21 protein-coding genes are annotated in these 20878 nt (G+C 54.7%); 7 read left to right on the top strand and 14 right to left on the bottom strand.

The genetic code is table 11. The features are described from left to right. Nucleotides 1–22 precede the first annotated feature (22 nt). The 3 genes from THS27_RS01500 to THS27_RS01490 all read right to left on the bottom strand — a co-directional run bounded on the left by THS27_RS01500 (nt 23) and on the right by THS27_RS01490 (nt 2980). Nucleotides 23–748, bottom strand: coding sequence for an ABC transporter permease (locus tag THS27_RS01500; RefSeq protein ID WP_349596480.1), 726 nt, complete (start codon nt 746–748; stop codon nt 23–25). Next, on the bottom strand, nt 745–1467 hold the full coding sequence (locus THS27_RS01495) for an ABC transporter permease (protein ID WP_085587223.1): 723 nt from the start codon (nt 1465–1467) through the stop codon (nt 745–747). The genes THS27_RS01500 and THS27_RS01495 overlap by 4 nt, the downstream gene beginning before the upstream one ends. A 73-nt stretch (nt 1468–1540) precedes the next feature. Next, nucleotides 1541–2980 (bottom strand): M20 family metallopeptidase, encoded by a 1440-nt coding sequence (locus THS27_RS01490; RefSeq protein WP_085587222.1) that lies wholly within the window; start codon nt 2978–2980, stop codon nt 1541–1543. A gap of 220 nt (nt 2981–3200) precedes the next feature. On the opposite strand from THS27_RS01490, the gene THS27_RS01485 reads away from it, so the two are divergent. Next, nucleotides 3201–3830 (top strand): GntR family transcriptional regulator, encoded by a 630-nt coding sequence (locus tag THS27_RS01485; protein ID WP_210402797.1) that lies wholly within the window; start codon nt 3201–3203, stop codon nt 3828–3830. Between the two features lie 61 nt (nt 3831–3891). Here THS27_RS01485 and THS27_RS01480 read toward each other — a convergent pair whose 3' ends face one another. The 7 genes from THS27_RS01480 to THS27_RS01450 form a co-directional block, all read right to left on the bottom strand. After that, nucleotides 3892–5241 carry a pitrilysin family protein gene (locus THS27_RS01480; RefSeq protein ID WP_085587221.1) on the bottom strand — a complete coding sequence of 450 codons (1350 nt, stop codon included), beginning with the start codon at nt 5239–5241 and terminating at the stop codon, nt 3892–3894. 2 nt (nt 5242–5243) lie between these two features. Further along, complete coding sequence (locus THS27_RS01475) at nt 5244–6659, bottom strand: pitrilysin family protein (protein ID WP_085587220.1); 1416 nt, start codon at nt 6657–6659, stop codon at nt 5244–5246. Between the two features lie 193 nt (nt 6660–6852). After that, nucleotides 6853–7425, bottom strand: coding sequence for a DUF3035 domain-containing protein (locus tag THS27_RS01470; protein WP_085587219.1), 573 nt, complete (start codon nt 7423–7425; stop codon nt 6853–6855). 49 nt (nt 7426–7474) lie between these two features. Continuing rightward, a complete protein-coding gene (gene lspA / locus THS27_RS01465; RefSeq protein ID WP_085587218.1) occupies nt 7475–7948 on the bottom strand; it encodes a signal peptidase II in 474 nt (157 codons plus the stop codon). A 177-nt stretch (nt 7949–8125) separates the two neighbouring features. Further along, nucleotides 8126–10963, bottom strand: coding sequence for an isoleucine--tRNA ligase (ileS, locus tag THS27_RS01460; protein WP_085587217.1), 2838 nt, complete (start codon nt 10961–10963; stop codon nt 8126–8128). Between the two features lie 100 nt (nt 10964–11063). Beyond that, a complete protein-coding gene (locus tag THS27_RS01455; protein ID WP_085587216.1) occupies nt 11064–12041 on the bottom strand; it encodes a bifunctional riboflavin kinase/FAD synthetase in 978 nt (325 codons plus the stop codon). A 253-nt stretch (nt 12042–12294) separates the two neighbouring features. Continuing rightward, complete coding sequence (locus THS27_RS01450) at nt 12295–12732, bottom strand: MaoC family dehydratase (protein ID WP_139835436.1); 438 nt, start codon at nt 12730–12732, stop codon at nt 12295–12297. A gap of 333 nt (nt 12733–13065) precedes the next feature. On the opposite strand from THS27_RS01450, the gene THS27_RS01445 reads away from it, so the two are divergent. After that, a complete protein-coding gene (locus THS27_RS01445; protein WP_085587214.1) occupies nt 13066–13860 on the top strand; it encodes a class I SAM-dependent methyltransferase in 795 nt (264 codons plus the stop codon). A gap of 9 nt (nt 13861–13869) precedes the next feature. Here THS27_RS01445 and THS27_RS01440 read toward each other — a convergent pair whose 3' ends face one another. Beyond that, nucleotides 13870–14730: a sterol desaturase family protein gene (locus THS27_RS01440; protein ID WP_085587213.1), complete on the bottom strand. Its 861-nt coding sequence runs from the start codon at nt 14728–14730 to the stop codon at nt 13870–13872. Between the two features lie 200 nt (nt 14731–14930). Between THS27_RS01440 and THS27_RS01435 the strand changes: the two genes are divergently transcribed. From THS27_RS01435 to THS27_RS01420, 4 genes are all read left to right on the top strand, one after another. Then, nucleotides 14931–15959, top strand: a complete 1029-nt coding sequence (locus THS27_RS01435; RefSeq protein WP_085587212.1) for a M23 family metallopeptidase — start codon at nt 14931–14933, stop codon at nt 15957–15959. Nucleotides 15960–16289: 330 nt separating this feature from the next. Further along, nucleotides 16290–16412, top strand: coding sequence for a hypothetical protein (locus THS27_RS27550; protein ID WP_256376725.1), 123 nt, complete (start codon nt 16290–16292; stop codon nt 16410–16412). A gap of 203 nt (nt 16413–16615) precedes the next feature. Next, nucleotides 16616–16942, top strand: coding sequence for a hypothetical protein (locus tag THS27_RS01425; RefSeq protein ID WP_085587271.1), 327 nt, complete (start codon nt 16616–16618; stop codon nt 16940–16942). A gap of 207 nt (nt 16943–17149) precedes the next feature. Then, nucleotides 17150–18019, top strand: a complete 870-nt coding sequence (locus THS27_RS01420; protein WP_085587210.1) for an NUDIX hydrolase family protein — start codon at nt 17150–17152, stop codon at nt 18017–18019. A 209-nt stretch (nt 18020–18228) separates the two neighbouring features. On the opposite strand, the gene THS27_RS01415 is transcribed toward THS27_RS01420, so the two are convergent. The 3 genes from THS27_RS01415 to THS27_RS01405 all read right to left on the bottom strand — a co-directional run bounded on the left by THS27_RS01415 (nt 18229) and on the right by THS27_RS01405 (nt 20257). Next, on the bottom strand, nt 18229–18816 hold the full coding sequence (locus THS27_RS01415; protein ID WP_085587209.1) for a hypothetical protein: 588 nt from the start codon (nt 18814–18816) through the stop codon (nt 18229–18231). A 171-nt stretch (nt 18817–18987) separates the two neighbouring features. Further along, entirely contained in the window at nt 18988–19455 is a 468-nt protein-coding gene (locus THS27_RS01410) for a methylmalonyl-CoA mutase (protein WP_085587270.1), read from the bottom strand. A 148-nt stretch (nt 19456–19603) separates the two neighbouring features. Beyond that, complete coding sequence (locus THS27_RS01405) at nt 19604–20257, bottom strand: NnrU family protein (RefSeq protein ID WP_085587208.1); 654 nt, start codon at nt 20255–20257, stop codon at nt 19604–19606. A 192-nt stretch (nt 20258–20449) separates the two neighbouring features. Here THS27_RS01405 and THS27_RS01400 point away from each other — a divergent pair, with 192 nt between their 5' ends. Then, nucleotides 20450–20875 (top strand): GcrA family cell cycle regulator, encoded by a 426-nt coding sequence (locus THS27_RS01400; RefSeq protein WP_085587207.1) that lies wholly within the window; start codon nt 20450–20452, stop codon nt 20873–20875. Nucleotides 20876–20878 lie beyond the last annotated feature (3 nt).

The raw sequence follows: 20878 nt of genomic DNA, 5'->3' as shown, positions 1-20878 counted from the left end.
TGTCATGGAAGGTGATGCCATGTTATGCAGCCCCCCGTGCAGCAATCCGCGAGGATGGACGTTCCGCCGCAGTATGGCGCATCAGCCGTTTTTCCAGCACAGCCACCCCGCGCGATAAAATGAAATTGATCAGCAAATACAGGCTGCCGGCGACCAGAAACACCTCGACCACGCGGTATGTTTCCGAAATCATCTTGGCTGCCAACCCGGTGATTTCCATCAGGGTAATGATCGATGCCAGCGATGTTGCCTTCAAAAGCAGGATCACTTCGTTGCCATAGGCCGGTAAGGCCTGACGAATGGCAAGCGGCAAAATAATGCGGCGGTAAATCAAAACCTGCGACATGCCACAACTGCGCGCCGCTTCTACCTGCCCGCGCGGCACCGATAACAACCCGCCCCGCACAATCTGGCTGCCATAGGCACCGGTATTAAACATCAGGGCGAAAATTGCGCACCAATAAGGTTCGCGCAGAATGGGCCACATAAAGCTATGACGGATAAAATCAAACTGCCCCATGCCGTAATAGATCAGAAATATCTGGATCAAAAGCGGCGTACCGCGGATGCAAAACACATAAAAATCGGCGACAGACCGCAACACCACATTACCGGAAAGCTGCATTAATGCGGCAGCAAGGGCAAAAAACACCCCAAAGGCCGAGGCAATGAAGGCCAGTTGCAAGGTCATGGGAATGCCGGGCAAAAGACGCATCAGCGCTTCATACATAAATGGAAAATCGATCATCTTGCCCCCCGAACCCCGCGTGAAAAATGCGCCTCGGAAAACCGGAACACCCGGTTAGAGACAAAGGTGATTGCTAAAAACAGGATGGCGGCAGCGATAAAGAAATAGAACGGCTGGCGGGTTGACCCCGCCCCGATTTGCGCCTGACGCGCCAGTTCGATCATGCCGGTAACCGATACCAAAGCTGATTCTTTCAGCACCACCTGCCAGATATTGCCCAAACCCGGCAAGGCATGGCGCAGCAATAACGGCATTATGATCCGGCGAAGCATCATCATCCGCGTCATCCCTGCGGCCCTGGCGGCTTCAATTTCGCCATCATGAATGGCGTAATACGCCCCCCGGAACACTTCGGTATGCTGCGCCCCCGATGTCAGGCCGATTGCCATCGCCCCGGCGGCAAAGCCGGGGAAATCGACAAATCCTTCACCGCCAAACGCGCGGTAAACCGCCGACAACGCCAGACTACCGCCAAAATAAAACAGAAAAATCACCAGAAGGTCGGGAATGCCGCGCAAAATGGTGGTGTAGGCATCGGCAGCAATGCGCACCGGGCGATTGCCCGCAATTTTGGCCCATGCGCCAAATGTGCCAATAAAACCGCCCAATATAAACCCGGCCAGGGCAACCATCACGGTCATGCCCGCTGCGCGCAACATCGACCAGCCCCAGCCATCGGGGCCAAAATTCATCAATTCCCAGAAACTGGCATGCGACATCAGCGCATCCTTTCATGGTGTTGGGCGGGCAGACCCGGCCCGTATAAGCAGGTTAAACGGGCGGGCCGGGCCATTATTCTGCGGCCTCGCCATAACCGGGGATCGGCGGGTTTACATCATCGGGGATCGGGTTGATAAATGGCCGCCCTTCGCGGCGTTCGGCAAAATCGGCCTTGGCGGCGGCGACCAGCGACGGGTCGGCAAACAGTTCCGATGCCGTTGCCGCCATCACCTTGGCGGCATGAACCATGCCTTTATGTGCAGCAGGCATTTTACCCTGTGCCACCAGTTGCCAGCTGTGGCCTGGCGTGCCAATGGCATAGGTTGCACCGCGCATTTGCACGGTGGGCACCACCCAGCTAACCGTGCCAACATCGGTGGAACCGACATGGCGGCCATCGCCACTTTCAGGCGGAAAAATTGTATCGCACAATGGCACGTCAAGACGCGGCTTCAACCCGAATCGGGCATAGGCCGCGCGGATGTCCTTTTCGCTAAGCGTTGCCTGAATTTTACGGGCAAAGTCGCGGTCGGCCTCGTCAAATTCGGGCGGGCCAAGGGCTTCGAGCTTGCGATACATCAGTTGCTCAAGCGGTGTATTGCCGATCAGGTTGGCATCCCCGCTAACCACCACATGCTCTACACTGGTTTCGGTCATCAATGCCGCACCCTGCGCAATTTTCTTAACCCGCTCAACCAGTTCGATCAGTTCGTCAAGCTCACGCGCACGGATCAGGTATCGCACCGTGGCATTGGCCTGCACCACATTTGGCGCAACGCCACCGGCATTGATCACGGCATAATGCAAGCGTGCGGTGCTGGGCATATGTTCGCGCATGTAATTGGCACCGACATTCATCAGTTCAACCGCATCAAGGGCACTGCGCCCCAGTTCCGGCGAGGATGATGCATGTGCGGCCCGGCCCTTGAAATGAAACTCCAATTCGTTACACGCCAGTGAAATCGGGTTATTGACCCCGGCAAAAGGGGCGGGATGCCACGAAATGGCAACGTCAACATCATCGAACGCGCCCGCGCGCACCATAAAACCCTTGGCCGATCCGCCTTCTTCAGCCGGGCAACCATAATAACGCACCCGGCCAGGCAAATTATTACTTTGCAAAAAATCACGCACGGCAATGGCCGCCAGCATCGCACCGGACCCCAGCAGGTTATGACCACAACCATGCCCGTTGCCACTATCATTACGCGGTTTTTGTTCGGCAATACCGGCTTCCTGGCTTAAGCCCGGCAGCGCGTCATATTCCCCCAGAATCGCAATTACCGGGCCGCCGTCACCGGCCTCGCCCATCACAGCGGTGGGAATGCCGCCAATATTTTCGGAAACGCGAAAGCCCTTTTGCGCCAACATGTCCTTGTGACGGGCAACACTTTTGGTTTCCTGATAATTCAGCTCAGGGGTTTCCCATATCTCGTCACTCATGGCGCACAAATCGGGGCCATGCCCCTCTACCATTGTCCAGATCGCGTCGGCATTCGGCGTGGCAGCCATGTGATTTTCCTTGTATCCGTATTCATCATCTATAAATTGGTGCCAATTTTGGCGCATATTTTTCCAATGTAAAGAACAAACCGGATTTTTGAGTTAAAAATATGCACTACGCGAAATTGCGTACTATTTATACAACAGGTTGTTGCTGGCATGTTTTCGCCAGTCCGATATAAATAAAAGCGCACCTTTGGCGCGCCCGATGCACAAAAAAGAGCAACCCGTGGAAACGTTGAAACCCGCCCATAACGACGCAGAAACCGACCTTTTGAACCAGATTGCCACCGACATTCAGGCCGGAGCTTATGCGCCTGGCTCGTGGTTAAAACAGATCGAATTACAGCACCGCTACAAAACATCGCGGCCCATGATCCGGGTGGCGCTGGACCGATTGGCGCAAAAACAGCTGATCCGCCATGAACCCAATCGCGGCTATTATGTTTACGAAGCTGATGATGACGAAGTGCGCGACCTGCTGGATTTGCGCGCCATGATCGAATGCGCCGCGGCACCGCGTATTGTTCGCCACGGTACCGGCCCCGAATGCGAGATTTTGGCGCAACTGGCACAAAATTTTGAAGACCTGATCGACACCGGCAGCATCATTAAACAACACGAAGCCAATCAGGCATTCCATCGCCAGCTTCTAAGCATGACAGGCAACCCGCAAATCGCTGCTACCATCGCCGAGTTGCGCCATCGCATTCCGTCTGCTCCGGCCGGGCAATGGAAAACCCGCCAGCGCATCAAACAATCCAGCATCGAACATTTCGAAATGGTCACCGCCGTTCGCAACCGCGATGCCGACGCCCTTGAAGATGCCATTCGCCGCCATATCATGCAGGCGGCATAAAAAAACACGGCAAGGATGCCCCTGCCGTGTTTTGTAAATTCAAATCCGGTCTATCAGACCATCAGAAACTCAGCTTGCCTTCCGGCTTGCCCACCACAATCGCGGTAACGTGGTCAGGGTCCAGCAATTTTCCGGCAACGCGGTTCACGTCATCAAGGGTAATGGCATTGACGTAATCATTGCGCTTATCGAGAAAATCAATCCCCAGATCCTCGCTTTGCATTCCCACCAGCATGCCCGACAAATTGCCAAGGCTGGTAAAACGCAACGGAAACGCGCCGGTCAGATAGGATTTGGCGTTGTCCAGCTCGGTCTGGGTAATGCCCTTTTGCTGCATTTTTTGCCATTCATCGCGAATAACCGACAGGCTTTTGCCAATCGCATCGTTGCGCGTGGCAACCCCGCCCATCATGATGTTGGCCTGGTCCAGGTTGGCAAGATAACTATAAACACCATAAGCCAGCCCGCGCTTTTCACGGACTTCCTCGGTCAGGCGCGATGAAAAACCACCCCCGCCCAGAATATAATTCATCACATACGCAGCGTAAAAATCCTTGTCCTTACGCGCAATGCCCTTTTGCCCCCACATTGCCTGGCTTTGCGGGTTGTCTTGCGAAATCACTTTCACATCACCGCCAAATTTCGGCGTCGCAGCCGGAATTTTGGGCACTTTGCTATGGTCAGGCAAACCGCCAAACGCTTCATCCAGTAACGGGCCAAGTTCCTTGGCGGTAATGTCACCCGCCACACCGATAATCAGGTTATCGCGTGCCAGCGACTGTTTCACAAAGTCACGCAGATCCGCAACTTTCAGGCCGTTCACGGTTTCAAAAGTGCCTTCAACCGGCCGGGCATAAGGGTGATCGCCAAAAACGCTTTTGAAAAAGGCGCGCTGCGCCATTGAACCGGGGTCGGTTTCCTGCTGCTTTAACCCGGCCACAATTTGCGACCGAATGCGTTCAACCGCTTCATCATCAAAGCGCGGCTTGGTCAGCGATAAGTTAAGCAGGTTCACCGCTGTTTTGCGTTCGCGCGTCAATGTCACCAGCGAACCGGTAAAATCGTCACGTCCGGCATCATAGGACAGGCTAATCGACTTGTTTTCCATCAACCCGCGAAAGGTCTGGCTATCCATATCGCCAGCGCCTTCGTCAATCAGGCCCGATACCATATTGGCCCGGCCCAGTTTGCCATCGGGGTCGGTTGCGGCACCGGCACCCTTAAAGGAAAAATCAACGGTCAGAAGCGGGTTTAAATGATCCTCGATCAGCCAGGCCTTAATCCCGCCCTTGCTGATCACTTCCTGTACTTCTACCGCCTGGGCACTGCCAATACCAAACCCGGCTACACCCACCAGTGCAATCAGACCGGCGGCAAACTGGCGCGATTTTGTTTTCAATGAAAATGCCATGATCAATGCGTCTCCATTTCACCGGTTACGGGGGCTGTCGGCATACCCGGCCCCTTGGCCCCTTTGGGCCGCAACAACCAGCCGGTCACGGAACGTTTATCGTCCAGCACCGCGCGGGCAGCATCATTAACCTGTTCGACGGTCACCGCATTAATCCGGTCAGGCCAGCTTTCAACCTGATCAACGGTCAGGCCAACGGCCAATGCCTCGCCCAATGTCCGGGCTGCACCCGAAAGCGAATCACGGGCAAAAACCGCACTGTCAAGCAAGCGCTGACGCGCTTCATCAAGTTCCTTTTGCGTAATCCCGTCTTTCAGGGTTTTGGCAAGTTCATCATCAAGGGCGGCTTCAAGATCGGCCATTTCAACGCCATCGCGCGGCACGGCATAAAAGCCGAAGGTCGATAAATCCATTGCCACCGGGTCGTAAAAGCTGCCTGCCGACGTTGCCAGTTTCTGGTCAACCACCAGCGATTTATAAAGACGACTGGTTGTACCCGACCCTAAAATTTCACTAAAAACTTCCAGCGGAGCTGCTTCGTCAGCATGTTCGGTATTATAGGACGGAGCCAGATAATAACGCGACATGGATGGCTGACCGACACGCGCATCGGTTAACGTTACCTTGCGCGGCGCATGCTGGGTTGGCTCCTTTACCCGCACACGTTTGGGGACGTCATGGCCCTTGATGCTACCGTAATATTTTTCGGCCATCGGTTTAAGTTCGTCCATGGTGATATCACCGGCAACCACCAGAATGGCATTATTGGGCGTGTACCATTTTTTGTACCAGTCCATCGCATCCTTGGTGGTCAGTTGCTGCATTTCGTGCAACCAGCCAATAATGGGTCGCCCATAGGGATGTTGCATGAACAGGGCATTGCGCATCTGCTCGCCCAATAACGCACTGGGATTATTATCAATCCGCATCCGGCGTTCTTCGATGATCACGTCGCGTTCGGGCAAAACCACCTTGTCGGTCAGTTGCAGGTTTTGCATTCGGTCGGCTTCCATTTCCATCACCATGCCCAAACGGTCACGGGCAATGTTCTGGAAATAGGCGGTGTAATCCCATGTGGTAAAGGCATTGTCCTGCCCGCCATTGCGCGCCACAATTTTGGAAAATTCGCCTGGCGCGATATCCTTAGTGCCCTTGAACATCAAATGTTCCAGAAAATGGGCAATGCCGGATGTACCGGGCACCTCATCGGCGGCACCGGCCTTGTACCACACCATATGGGTCACGACGGGCGCCCGGTGGTTTTCCACCAGCACCACCTGCATCCCGTTCGACAGGGTTGTTGTTTTGGGGTTAAACACACTTGCCTGCGCCATCGGGGCAAGCAAAACCAGCACCATCATCAAAACCGGAAACACGACCGGGACGTGGTGCCAAAAACGTTGGGACAAAAATTTCATGCTGTCTTCCTTGGGAGTCTGTCCGGGAATTTAGCGACTTGTTTTTATGACCCGCTCATTTTTTGTAAATGGTGCGGGGTGTTCTGATTAAGAACCGATTATGACAGAACAAGGGCGCGGAAGATCCGCGCCCTTGCAAATGTGATCACAATTTGGCGATCCGGTTTTTTTGCCGCCGCCCGATTGGAAAATCCTAGAAAATATCTTCGAGAATGCCTTTTTTACGGCGTTCAATCGTTGGCGTATCGCCATCGGTTACAGAATTGCCAAGCGCCTGCTGGTCACGAATGCGCTTTGCTTCCTTTTCCGCGTCAACCTGGCTGCCAAAATCGGGCTTTTGCTGCCAAAACACCAGCTTGTCGATAACGCTGTCATTTTCCTTAATCAGGATCGAGGTTTCACGGTCCACCTCGGTTCGGATATCGGGGTCAGCATATTGTGCCCCCCCCTTTTCCAGCAACACAACTTCGCCGCTGCTACGATCGGCGGTGTTAAGGTCACGCGCAACCGGGTTTGGCGTTTCACCCGTCAGAATACGGCGGGCCTGTTCGGTCGTTGTACCAGTTTGCGGCCGCGCAATACCAGGTTCCGGTGCACGCAGATTATATTCCGGCGGCAGGCTAAGCGGCGCCCGCGAAACCACCTGAAATTCGTCAGGGGACTGTTTATTCAGACCAAAGGTTTCTTTCGTCGATTCACAACCGGTAACGGCAAGCGCCAACCCGGTTAGCGCCACAATCCTGATCAGATGAGATTTCCGGGTCATTCACGCCTCTTGCAAGTCTGTCATCAGGCCACCTGCGGCCCGACCAAAATTATCGCGAAGTTTTTTTACCGCCAAACAGGGAATCGATCAACAGCAACGCGGCCCCAATCGTGATTCCGGTATCTGCAATATTAAATACCGGCCAATGATAGCCTGCAACATGCAAATCAATAAAGTCCGTAACCGCCCCGTGACGTAACCGGTCTACCAGATTACCGAGCGCACCGCCAACAACCATTGCAAGGGCAATGCCCAAAACCCGGTCCCGCGTACGCCACATCCAGATCAGAAACCCGATGGTGATTGCCGCAGTGCCCGCGATCATCACCCAGGGTGCCTGGCCCTGAAACAGCCCAAACGACACACCGGGGTTCCATGCCAGAACAAAGTTCATGAACGGCGTCACTTCAACATACCGTGCCGGATGGGCCAATGCGTCAATCGCAATCTGCTTGGTCCACTGGTCAAGGATAAAGACAATCGCCAGCACCGGCAGGCCAAAGGCAAAGGCGCGATGTTTCATCAATTTTCTTTCCGTCTGCCCAAACAATATCAAACCGCGTTAATCAAAAGCCCTTGCCGTCATGGCAGAAGCATCCCGGGCCGTCGCACCAGACCGGATCGCCATAAATCAACATCATGACGATCTGGTATAACAAGGCCGGGCATTCCGCCCGGCCTTGTCTCTTTTTAAAACGGTTTATTCGGCTGCAATGCCCATTTCATCAACGGCATCGGCACAGCGCCCACAGATTGTTTTATGTTTTGGATGCGTCCCGACATCAGGCAAAATCTGCCAGCAACGCTCGCATTTTTCACCCTCGGCCAGGGCCGGAACAACACCGACCCCCGCGACATCATCCAGGCGATAGGCCCCTTCCGGCGCCTCGCCCTCAATCAGTTCAATGTCCGATGTAATGGCAATTTCTGCCAGATTAAGGCCGTTCAAAGCCTCGACATAATCCGCACTGACATAAACCTTGGGGGCAGCATCCAGACTGCCACCAATGCGTTTTTCGGCACGCTCGACTTCCAGCGCCCCGGTTACAACCCGGCGCAGCTTGCGGATTTTTTCCCATTTCGCGGCCAGTGCGTCATTTTTCCAGCCATCGGAAACGGTATTGAAGGTCTGGGCATGGACCGAACTATCCGCACCATAACGCTCGCGCCAGGCTTCATCGGCGGTAAAGCACAGAACCGGTGCCAGCCAGCGCACCAGGCAATCAAACACACGATCCATCACCGTGCGGGCCGCGCGACGGCGCAGGCTTGAAGGCGCATCACAATACAACGCATCCTTGCGGATATCGAGGAAATAGGCCGACAGATCCTGAGCGCAGAAATTGTGCAGCTCGATGAACATTTCGTGGAAATCGAACGCCGCCGTGGTTTCACGGACCAGATCGTCAAGTTTGCTTAACCGGTGCAAAACCCAACGTTCAAGTTCCGGCAATTCGCTATCAGCAACCTTTTCGGCCTCATCAAAGCCCGAAAGATTACCCAGCAGGAACCGCAATGTGTTGCGCAAACGACGATAAATGTCGGAATGCCGCTGGATGATTTCGTCGGAAATGCGCAAATCATCGTGGTAATCGGAGCTGACAACCCACAAACGCAGGATGTCGGCACCGAATTTTTTGATCATGTCTTGCGGGGCAACCACATTGTTCAGCGACTTGGACATTTTATAGCCCTTGCCATCCAGAACAAAGCCGTGCGTCAAAACGGCATCATAGGGTGCCCGACCCCGCGTCCCGCAGGATTCGAGCAGCGAGGAATGGAACCAGCCACGATGCTGGTCCGACCCTTCCAGATACAGGTCGGCTGGCCATTTCAGGTCCGGGCGTTCTTCCAGAACAAAGCTGTGCGTGGAACCGGAATCGAACCACACATCGAGAACATCCATGACCTGTTCGTAATCATCGACATTGTAATCATTGCCAAGGAAACGCTGCGCATCCCAGGTAAACCAGGCATCAGCCCCTTCTTCACAGAAAGCGGCATAGACACGGTCCAGCACAGCCTGGTCGCGCAGGGGTTCACGGGTTTTCCTGTTCACAAATACCGTAATCGGCACACCCCAGGCACGCTGGCGCGATACGCACCAGTCCGGGCGGTTCGCAATCATGGAATGCAGGCGGTTACGGCCGGCTTCCGGTACGAAACGGGTATCATCAATCGCCTTAAGCGCGGTTTCCCGCAGGCCATTTTCCGACATGGAGATGAACCATTGCGGCGTGGTGCGATAAATGATCGGTGCTTTGGACCGCCAGGAATGCGGATAGCTGTGCTTCATCCGCCCGCGCGACAGAAGCGCACCATCCTCGATCAGCTTCGCGATCACGGTTTCGTTGGCATCGCCTTCCTTGCCATTGGCATCATAGACAAACCGGCCGGCAAAAAGCGGCACATGGTCGTAATATTTGCCTTCGGCATCGATCATTTCGGGCACTTCCAGCCCAAATTTCAGGCCGGTCACATAGTCGTCCGGGCCGTGCGTCGGGGCGGTATGGACAAAACCGGTACCAGTATCGGTCGTGACATAATCAGCGGCAAGCAACGGCACATCAAAATCATAGCCCTGCCCGCGGAACGGATGGGCGGCAATACCGCCGTCAAGATCACGGCCCTTAAACGTGCCGACAATTTTATGGCCCAGGATACGGCCATTTTTGCACATGTCCTCAACCAGATCGGCACAAACCGCCAGCTTCTCGCCAACCTTGGCCCAGCATTCCTCGGCAGTTTCGGTGACTTCAATGACGACATAATCAATGTCTTCGCCATACGAGATCGCGCGGTTGCCCGGAATGGTCCAGGGGGTGGTGGTCCAGATCACGATACTGGCATCATTCAGGGCTTCGACCGATGATTTCACCACCGGGAAGCGCACATGAATGGTCTTGCTGGTATGGTCGTGATATTCGATCTCGGCTTCGGCCAGGGCGGTTTTTTCGACAACCGACCACATTACCGGCTTTGACCCGCGATACAGCGACCCGTTCATCAAAAACTTGCCCAATTCGCGGGCAATGGCGGCCTCGGCCCGGTAATCCATGGTGATATAGGGATTATCCCAATCGCCCATCACGCCCAGGCGTTTGAATTCCTCGCGCTGGATATCCAGCCATTTCTGGGCAAATTCACGGCATTCCTTACGGAATTCAGCAACCGGAACCTCGTCCTTGTTTTTGCCTTTGGCGCGATACTGTTCCTCGATCTTCCATTCAATCGGCAGGCCGTGGCAGTCCCATCCCGGAACATAAACCGCATCCTTGCCCATCATCTGCTGGGACCGGGTGATCACGTCTTTCAAAATTTTGTTCAGGGCATGGCCAATATGCAAATGACCATTGGCATAAGGCGGGCCATCATGGAGCACAAACTTTTCCCGGCCTTTGGAAATGCCGCGAATGGTGCCGTAAAGATCGTCTTTCTGCCATTGCTCCAGCAATGTCGGTTCCATTTTCGGCAGCCCCGCCCGCATCGGAAAATCGGTCTTGGGCAGGATAACGGTCTTTTTATATTCGACGCTCATCGTGACAGTCCTGTCGTCTTGCACTTTATTTCACAGGCAAACCCAGATCCGGGCTGCACCCTTTTGGGGCGCGCGGATCATAGCGGGTTCGCAACCAATTTCAAATCCCGGGATTGACCGGCGGGTTTGCCGCCAGAATTTCACGGGCCGTATTCACATCACGGCCAATCTGGGCCTTCAGGGCATCAAGCCCGTCGAACTTCTGTTCGCCACGAATAAAGCCGATCAGGCGGACCCGAACGGCGCGATCATATATGTCTCGGTCAAAGTCAAACAGGTGGGCTTCCAGCCCGGCTTCTTCATCGCCGCCAAAGCTGGGCCGAACGCCAATATTGGCGACTCCGTCGATCCAGCATTCCACACGATGCGAGCCATCCTGCGCCACCAGCCCCAAACGAACGGCATACACGCCGAATTTGGGCCGTAAATGCAGCCCCAACGCCACATTGGCCGTGGGAAAACCAATGGTCCGCCCGCGGGCATCCCCGTGAATGACAATGCCGCCAATTTCCCAGGGGCGCCCCAGCAATACCCGCGCATCTTCGGGGCGGCCTTCGCGCAACGCCTGGCGAATGGCCGTTGATGAATAAACAATCCCGTTATCGTGGGTTACGGCGTCAACCGCACTCACCCCGAAACCGTTTTTCCCGCCCATCGCACGCAGGGTGTCCACATTGCCGGCCCGCCCCTTGCCAAAGCAAAAATCCCAGCCAACAACCACATGGCGCGCGCCCAGCCCGTCGACCAGCACCCTGGTAATAAATTCCTCGGCCGTCAGGGCCGAAAAGGCACGGTCAAATTCAACTTCATAAAACAGATCAATATCAAGCTCGGCGGCGGCAGCCACCCGGTCCTGTGCAGACGTCAAACGAAACGGCGGTTCGCCCGCACGAAAAATCATCCGCGGATGAGGTTCGAACGTCAGGATCGCAAGGGGGACATTCAGTTCGGCAGCCATTTTGCGGGCATGGGCCAAAATGGTTTGATGGCCCAGGTGCAAACCATCAAAATTGCCAATTGCAACAACGGCGCCACGCGCATCGATGGGCAAATTTTCAAACGATCGAAAAACGCGCATCAATGCCGGTCTCTCTGTGTTGCTCGCCAAATGAAATACCATTACGGGCTGCTGTGTGCAAAACCCGGCAGGCAGCTATAAATCGCCCAAGGCCAAAGCGTAAAGCCTTTTCCTGATTATAATGGTGCAAAACAGCCATGCTGTTGCATTATTTTCGCAGCACAGACATCCCAGATCCGCCAGAAAACCGTAATATGTGCGCAGGTATCATCCCTGCGCACACTGGTAACGGCCCCAAAACCGGCCAGGCGGTTTATCCGCGCGCTGGCACCATCACGGTTGCCTCGCCCGAAATAACCACCCGGTCACCCACGGTACAGGTAGTTTCAAGGACAATACGTTTTTTCGCGGCAATAATTTCACGTACTTTAACCGTGGCGGTTACGGTATCGCCAATACGAACCGGGGCGCGAAATTGCAGGTTTTGCGATAAATAAATGGTGCCCGGCCCCGGCAAACGCGTGCCCAGCACCGTTGAAATAAACCCGGCCGACAACATGCCATGGGCAATACGCCCTTCAAACATGGTGGTTTTGGCAAACTCGTCGTTCAAATGCACCGGGTTGCTATCGCCCGATACGCCTGCATACAAAATAATATCGGTTTCGGTCACGGTTTTGGCATAGCTGCCTTCCATGCCAACTTCCAGATCTTCGAGATAATATCCTTCAAGACCATCACGTTTTGTCATCTTGTCGATCCCCTGCCTGTTTTGTTTGTGCGTTGCAATATAAGTAAAGTATCATCGCCAAACTGCCGTTTCGCAATGGCAATTTAAAAATTTCGGCGAACTGTCACAGGAAACTTCGCGCTATCTGGTTGCTTTGCACAATTATTTGGCCCCCTGCATGTGACGTCGCCTGCCCCACGCAACACCGTCCTTATCGGCAAATGTCCATTGCTTTGGCTGACCGCGCAATCAATATTAACAATTGAAACAACACCGAAATACCGGTCTTTGTCACAAGGCATCCTATGCAGCAGGCCTTGCTGACATAGCCCCTGTCAATTGCGGAACATAACCATGACTTCATCCGTCGCCGACATCTATGAAATCGCCATGGGCAGATGGAGCCGCCGCCTCGCGCGCGCTTTTCTTGCCTTTGTCGATGCCCCTGCCTGCGGCACATTGCTGGATGTCGGTTGCGGTACCGGCAGCCTGACACTGGCAGCTGCCACCCGCTATCCCTCGGCCACGATTACCGGCATCGACCTTATGCCCGATTATCTGGGCGAGGCCCTGTTACATGCGGCCCCCAATGTCAAATTTGAAACCGGCGATGCCAGTGCCCTGCCTTACGAAAATGTCAGCTTCGACACCGCATTTTCGCAACTGGTGCTAAATGATCTGGCTGAACCGGAAAAAGCCCTGAGCGAAATGTTGCGCGTCACCCGCCCCGGCGGGGTTATTGCCGCAACGGTTTGGGACCGGTCCGGTGGTTTGGCCTTTTTGCGCCTGTTTCTTGATGCTGCCGCCATTTTGTTTGACGGCGAAGGCGAAGCCCTGCGCGCCCGTATTTTTAACGTCCCCTACGAAAATGAAGATGCCCTGCTGGATTTATGGGCCGATGCCGGGTTAACCGAAATAGGCACCGCCACCTTATCAATCCGCATGGATTTTCTTGATTTCAACGATTACTGGCAATCGCTTCTGGGCAGCCACAGCCTGATCCGCGAATTTTTCACATCCCTTGATGCCGAAGCCGCCCACAGCCTGCAATCCGCCGTGCGCCGCGCCTATATCAGTGGCGGCAATGATGGCAAGCGCTCATTGGTGGCATCGGCATTGGCCGTGCGCGGGCTTGCCGGCACAGCCTGAAACCCCGCATTACCTGTCTTTTCTTTGCTGTTTATCGCCAATATCCCCGGCTGTCGCGGCCGGGGATGCCGGGTGCCGCGGCTTACTGCGAAACGGCAACCATAAACTGCCCACCAGCGACTGGCTTTCGCGATCACGAAATTCATTCAGGCCAATCGTCATCTCGCGGTCGTTTTCACGCGATTTATCAGTATAGCTGGCAAAGATACGATCCCACAGCGACAGGATATTTCCATAATTGCTGTTGGTTTCCACCATTACTGCCGAATGATGAATACGATGCATATCGGGCGTCACAAAAAGCCCGCGCAAGGTTTGGTCAATCAGGCGGGGCAAATGCACATTGCCATGGTTAAACAGGGCAAAACTGCTTAGCAGGGTTTCATAAATTACTACCGCCCACGCATCGGCTCCCAAAACAACCACAAAAGCGGCCTTGTAAGCGGCTGATACCGCAATTTCGAGGGGATGAAACCGCACCGCTGTTGAAACATCGAAGCCCGGGTCGACATGATGCACCCGGTGAAACCGCCACAGCACATCAAACATATGGGTAAACCGGTGTTGCCAATACACCGCGCAATCAAGCCCGATAACCGCCAGCACCACCGCCACAGGGGCGGGCAAACCCAGCATTGGCAACAGGCCCCAGCCGCGCCCTTGCGCATAGGATGCCGCAATAATCATGGCCGCCCCGATGGTAAACCGGCTAAGGGCTGCGCCACAAATCATCAGCGAAAAATTGGTCAACCAGCGCCGGCCCCGGCTTTGCCCGGCCCCGGTGCGATAAGGCAACAAAAATTCCCACCCTGCCATTATCAGCAGCAACACGGCAAAAACAGCCAGACGAAAAAGCACAGTTTGATCCATGGCCCTGATGAAATTCCTGTGTAAAATGGGTTTGAACTGTCATGACGGCACGTATACATATGACAGATCAGGCGATAATGCGCCGGGCATAATAAATTGCCTGTCGCGCAGGCCTGAAAAAATGCCGCTTGGCTGCGCATGGGGGTGTTGCAGCCACAATATTGTTTCCCCGGTACAAGGCAATCAGCAAGGAGACCTTTATGGGTCACAAAATAGTGTTTTCCGCAATGTGTGCCATCGGCATTCTGGCGGGGGCGCTGTATGCGGCACCGGCACGCGCCGATGGGCCGCCCTTTGATTTGCCGGTGGATTGCCCCTATGGCGAATGCGATATCGTCCATTATGTTGACCACGATGCCGGGCCGGGCATTCGCGATTTTGCCTGTGGCACCAGCACCTATGACGGCCACCGTGGCACCGACTTTGCCATTCCCGACGAAGAAGCCATGATCAGTGGCGTTGCCGTACTTTCTGTTGCCGATGGCGTTGTCAGTGCAACCCGCGACGGAGTCGAGGATATCGACGCCGGACGCCTGAACAAGGATGCGCTTAGCGGCATTGAATGTGGCAACGGCATTCTGATCGACCATGAAGATGGCTGGCAAAGCCAGTATTGCCACATGCGGCGCGGTTCCATTGCCGTGCGCAAGGGCGACCATGTAACCCGGGGCCAAACCATTGGCCTGATCGGTATGTCCGGCCAGGCCACCTTCCCGCATCTGCATTTCAACCTGCGCCAGAACGACCAGTTGATCGACCCGTTTAGCGGCACCAATATGGCCGACGCCGGCACGGAAAATTGCGCGACCAGCCAGTCTGTCCTTTGGACCCCCGAAGCCAGCGCGCAAATGACCTATCGCCCGGTTCACCTGTATGCGCTGGGTTTCTCATCGGGCCGCCCCAATGCCACCGACATCAAACGCGGCTATGACCGCGGCGACACCCTGCCCGCTACCAGCCCGGCGCTGTATTTTTGGGGGTATCTGATCGGGGTAAATGACGGCGATGTCATCACACTTAATGTCACCGGGCCGCGCGGCTTTAACGGCAGTCGCGATTTCACCATCAAGCTACCCAACGACAATGGTCCGCGCGCCAAATGGTTTTACGTCAATGCGGACCGCCCGGGTGATCAATGGCGTAGCGGCACCTATCAGGGCCGCATCCTGTTTGCACGGGATGGCAAATCTCCGGTCGAAATTGGCGCAACCGAATTACACATTCCCTGACCTTGCGTGCCAAGCGGGCAAAGCGGTTAACAAACCGGCATCGGGAATCGCCCGAAAAAACAGAAAACAGTGCCTTTCGTCTGATTCAAAATTGTCCTTCTGGTGCGAATCCTCGCCCGAAACCGGAACAAAAACCGGCCTATCGTGTTTAATTGGGGTTAAGATTAATAAATTTCGTGTCGCAAACCCGCAGAAAACCTTATCTATTCCACCAGGTTGAAGGTTTTTTGACGTTTTTGACTGCACAGCACTTGTAACCTGGGCCGATGCCTGCCTATATTTCTTTGGTGCACTAAACAGTGCATACGCCCTGTCTTAAGACGGAGAAAAATGATGAACAAACGCAAAGCCGCTGCTATCGCCATTGCTCGCGACCAGCAAATCGCCCGCTCGATGGAAATCCTGTTTGCCGGGACCATTGTTGCCCTGATCGCTTCGCTCCTCATCCTTTGATGGATTGACAGCTTCATCATTACCGGGGAATGTTCCCCATCTTCTCTGCCTTCGGCACTGCCGATTGCGGTGCATTTCAGAACAAGCATGACCCAACACCACATTCCTTTTTTGCAGATTACGCGAATTATTCGCCCGGTGGTCTAAGGACCCCGGGACGTTAGTCGTTTTATCTGGATTGAAGTAAATGTATGTGGATCGTCATGACCAATCATGCCCTTTTGGCGCAGGATGCGCTGTCTTCCGACTTTAAATCTGTTCATTGTTTTGCGGTTCATGCTGTAGCAGAGCCGGACGTTATGCCGCGTGTGCTGGAACTGTTTGCCAAACGCAACCTGATCCCGACAAGCTGGCATTCGATTGTTGCCAGTGACCGCCACGGCAACGAAGAACTGCAAATCGATATCCAGATCAGGCATCTTGAAACCCGCATTGCCGACCATATTGCCCGCTGTCTGCGCCAGATTGCCAATGTGCAAACTGTGCTGACATCGGAAAAGGGCTATTCCAGTTCAGCAATCGGGGCATAACAGCCAGCCCCACAAACGGCCGCGAAAGCATCTGCACCCTTTGTTCCGCGCAACAACATCCGGGACAATATTGCCGGGGCACCTGAAAAGGTGGGCACATCCTTGATTGCACCATTGCACCCATAAAAGAATGTGCGCTAACACTGTTCACGTGCCCCGACGGGCGCATCGGCATTGCCGGTTTGCCTTTTACGCGGAGCAGCCCTGATGGCTTTTATCGACCATATCCACGCCTGCAACAGCGCAAAGCCGGAACAATATGTTCCCTTCTGCATGGATGGACGTGTGATTGGGGGTACTCGCCCGGCCTTTGCCAATGCCCTGCTGGCCCATCCGGCCCGGCATGTGTTGCGCAATCATGCCAATGACGGGCTTCATCTTGCCCCGGAAATTGCCAGCCACGATTCTCGCAGCCAGGCCTTTGCCGCCCTGATTGCCGATTTGCACCGCGACGGCATGATCAAAAGCCTGCACGGCGAAAAATTTGACGTTCGCCCCACCCTTAACGATGCCCCGCTCTGCGTCATGGACCGTTCGGCCATGTCCTATTTCGGGTTTCGGTCGTGGGGCGTTCATTTAAACGGATATGTTCGCAAGGAGGATGGTATCCACATGTGGATTGCCCACCGGTCGCAATCCAAGCCAACCTATCCCGGCCAGCTTGATAACATGGTCGCAGGCGGCCAGCCCACCGGTTACAGCTTTCGCCAGAACATGATCAAGGAATGTGCCGAAGAAGCGAATATACCCGAAAACCTGACACATAACATGGTTGCCGTTGGCACGGTTTCCTACGTCCACGAAACCGAAAAGGGTATCAAGCCCGACGTCATGGTTAATTACGATCTGGAATTGCCGCTTGATTTTATCCCCCGGCCCGTAGATGGCGAAGTCAGCCATTTTGAACTAATGCCCCTGTCCGAGGTCGCCGAAATGGTCCGCACCGGGTTTGACTTTAAATTCAACTGCGCGCTGGTGATTATCGATTTTCTCATTCGCCACGGGGCTATTACCCCCGATAACGAACCCGATTACGCCGAACTGACCATCGGCCTGCATCGCGATATCGCACGATAAACCCTAATCAGCCCACCAATACAGCAATAGGCAATGGTTCGTGTATTTAACCGCATACAAGCCTATCAGGTCGTGTAAACAGGCTCAGGAAAGCTGTGATCGCGCATTGATGTGACCGACTGAAATACCATTCCGACACAGGATAATAAATGGCACCACGTTATTCCGGCTACCTCTTCGGCTGCCGTAAAATCCAAAAATGGATTTTATTAATGTTCGGCCTTGTCATTCCCCATACCAAAGGCGCTTAGCGCCATCAGGGTCAGCTTCATCCGGGCATCAGGGTCAAGGGCATCCAGGTCGGCCTGCTTGCTGCGCATGGTGTTAAGTGCATCGGAAATCAGCTTTTCGCGGCCGGGTGCCTGCCCGGCCTTGGCATACCGGCTTTTTTCCTGTCCCAGTTTGTTATCTGCTGCACTTAATGCCGCCAAAATCTCGGATGATGGATTTTGCGATTCCAGCAATGTTTCGGCCAGGGCCTGGGCGCGGGCCTCGTCGGCGGTCATGCCTTCGGCTTCATGGGCAAGGGCACGATCGGCAATGCGGCGCGCCTGTTGGGCTTGCTGCGCCTGGGCAACAGGGGTTTGTCCACGGCCCGTCGCCCCCGCACTGCCCCCATAGGCAGCACTGGCAGCCGCACGGCTTGCTGCGCCACTCACCGCCCCGCCGGGGCCTGACCCGGGCCGGGCAGACAATGGATCAACAGGCAACGCCTGGGCATCCTGATAGGCACGTAACGCTTCGCGTCCGCTTTTGCCAACAAAAACGCGCAATAGCGTTTCCTTAAGCATTCCCATTGCAATTCCCTTCGCACATCTACCTGACGCCAACCGGGACCGATCCATACTGGTTCGGAAAATAGCGCACACATTGTGCATCCCGGCCCACCATCATGCCGCAATGGCGACAAAAAATCATCGGAGTTTATGTATTAATCCCAAAATGCACCTTTTTGTGGCCTCTCAGGTTTATGCTGGCCCGCCTGTGCCCATTCGATTTTCTTCAATCAGCAACAAAAACCGCATCAATCCGCCGATATCACCAGTGGCAAAGTGGGCGGCATCAAAGACAAAATCCACCGTATCGCGGGCCGGATCATCGGGATTACCGATAATGCCAAACTGCACATGCTGTGCGCCCTGGGCATCCAGCGACGAAATAAGATCGGCCACCCGCACCCGGTCATCGCCTTCGGCTTTCAGGCGAATAAGAGCCAGAATATCGGCATCACAGTCAATCACCTGTCGGGCAATCGATATTTCATCAGAAATGGGCGGGGCAATATCAACGTCAAACCCGCCATCGGCAAACAGGGTTGCCACCGATTTTAACAACCGTTCTTCATCATGCGATGCGGCTGCAATCAAAATGCGGGGATGGCGCCCTTCAATTTCGGCAAACCGCGATAACATGGATGCAAGTTCAATAGAGGTCATGGCACCTCGCAAAATAACCTGACCGGTACGCAACCGGCACAAACTAAAACACGCAGCAACGGGCATGGCACTGTTGTTTTGCCATACCCTATCACAACCTGCCCGGATCAGAGCAAGGCCGCTTGCGATAATTAAGAAACAGGCCCGGCTAAAAGGCCAGAGGATCACGCCCCAGGACAAGCGGATGCAGCCAAAGGATCGCACCATACAATATGATGCCACCGATCACGTCGCGCCAGTCCAACGCACCATTTAACAATGCACGCCAGTCAAACCGCCGAGTCCCGGCAGAAATACGGGCAAACTCGTCCGGGCCAAGCTGGCGAAGGCGCATTTTCTCCATCCGGCTCATGCCCAGCAGGGCAAAAAGCGCACTTCCACCAAAAAATATTATTGCTGCCAAATGACCATTTGGCACCATATGCGCCGTCCCCCAGATCAAAACACCCAGCAACAACGGATGCCGGGTAAAACGATTGATCCCCGGATGATCGGGGTCATACCCGCGAGCACGCCCGATAGAAAGCGGACAGGGCTGGCGCACAGCCGCCACCCAAAGAACGCAAACCGGCAGCATCGCAAGGATCGGAACCCAATGTTCGCGCGGATCATAGGGCCAAAGGGGAATATAATCGGCCTGTAATTCCGCCCAGATCACCCATGCAAGAAGGGCCATTGAAACCAGCGAAAAAACCAACACATATAGGGTCGCCCCCAACCGGGCAACCAACGCACGACGAAACAAACCCGGCACCATATGACCGGCCAGAAACGCAAAAATGGAAATGAAAAACCACGTCAAAATACGATCACCTCTTTACTTTGACGGCGCAACATGCAAATTGCCCACCACGTTTCGCGCGCCCCGGACAGGCAGCCCGTTGGCTTCACCCCTTGCGCCGCGCGACTTTAGCGGATACCTCTTTATCCCTAATTGACTTTACGCAATAAAGCTGGGTTCATCCCAAACATCGGAACACGGAATATACTCGAAATGAGCTGGACACCGGAAAAGATTGAATTGCTGACTTCGCTCTGGAATCAGGGCTGGACCACGGCACGCATCGGTGAAGAGCTGGGTGTGGGTAAAAACGCCGTCGTTGGCAAGGCGCACCGCCTGGGCCTGCCCAAACGTCCGTCCCCGATCCAGCGTCGCGCTGAAGATGCATCGGAACCCAAAAAGGCACCGGCACCCAAGGTTCTGTCCAAGGGCATCAGCATCTATGACCTGGGACCGGGCATGTGCCGCTGGCCCTTTGGCGACCCGGGTGATGATGACTTCCATTTCTGTGGCAAGAAAAACATCCAGGGCAAACCCTATTGCGACGAACATTGCGCGGCAGCCTATCTCAATGGCAAAAGCCCGCGCGAAGATAACCCGCGCAACCACAATCACGGCGGCCCGAACAACAAACGTTAATTC

The sequence above is a fragment of the Thalassospira sp. MCCC 1A01428 genome, assembly GCF_002115825.1.
In the GTDB taxonomy this organism is placed as follows: domain Bacteria; phylum Pseudomonadota; class Alphaproteobacteria; order Rhodospirillales; family Thalassospiraceae; genus Thalassospira.
This window is presented reverse-complemented; position numbering and strand designations above follow the sequence as displayed.